Origin of the sequence: Bradyrhizobium sp. 142 (genome assembly GCF_023074015.1) — a bacterium.
GTDB lineage: Bacteria > Pseudomonadota > Alphaproteobacteria > Rhizobiales > Xanthobacteraceae > Bradyrhizobium.
In genome coordinates this window covers 1-743 of sequence record NZ_JADPKQ010000219.1, presented here as the reverse complement: position 1 = coordinate 743, position 743 = coordinate 1, and the positions used below count along the sequence as shown (strand labels likewise).

Here is a 743-nt window from a genome sequence, read left to right as displayed (position 1 = left end):
TAGGGTCCAGACTCAATTGAGCCAATATGCGACGAGAGCGGCGAGATGAACAGCGGCCGAGAAGTTCCGGGCGAGCTTGTCGTATCGGGTGGCGATGCGGCGGAAGTCCTTGAGCCTGCAAAAGCAGCGCTCGATGACATTTCGGCCTTTGTAGGCGCGTTTGTTGAAGCGATGGATGACGACGCGGTTGGATTTGTTGGGGATTACGGGCTTGGCGCCGCGACGAACGATTTCGCCGCGAAGGTTGTCGCCGTCATACCCTTTGTCAGCGAGGAGCGCGCTCATGGGCGGCGCGAGCGCCAGAACATCGGACGCCGCCGCGATATCGGCATCCTGGCCTGGGGTCAGATGCAGGACGACCGGCCGGCAGAGCGGATCGCTCAGCGCATGGATTTTTGTCGTGCGGCCTCCGCGCGAGCGGCCGATTGCCTGATTGTGCTCCCCCCTTTTCCGCCGGAGGCACACCGGTGAGCTTTGATCGAGGTCGAGTCGAGCGACAGCGCGACGGGCATCTTTGCCGGGCTTGGCCAGCGCTTCAAAGATTGCGCACCATCGCCCGCGCTTGGCCCAGCGGTTGAAGCGATTGTAGACGGTCGTGTAAGGGCCGTATTCGCGCGGGCAGTCGCGCCATCGCGCACCCGACTGCAGCATGTGAATGATCCCGCTGATGATGCGCCGGTCGTCGTCCCGATCCGGCCCCGTCAGTCCCGTCGGCAGATGCGGCTCGATACGTGCCCATTGCC

The 743-nt window shown here is 63.5% G+C and carries 1 protein-coding gene; it reads right to left on the bottom strand.

The features are described 5' to 3' along the window. Window positions 1-12: 12 nt before the first annotated feature. A partial coding sequence (locus IVA82_RS19980; RefSeq protein ID WP_247493485.1) for an IS5 family transposase occupies window positions 13-743 on the bottom strand: 731 nt, incomplete at its 5' end.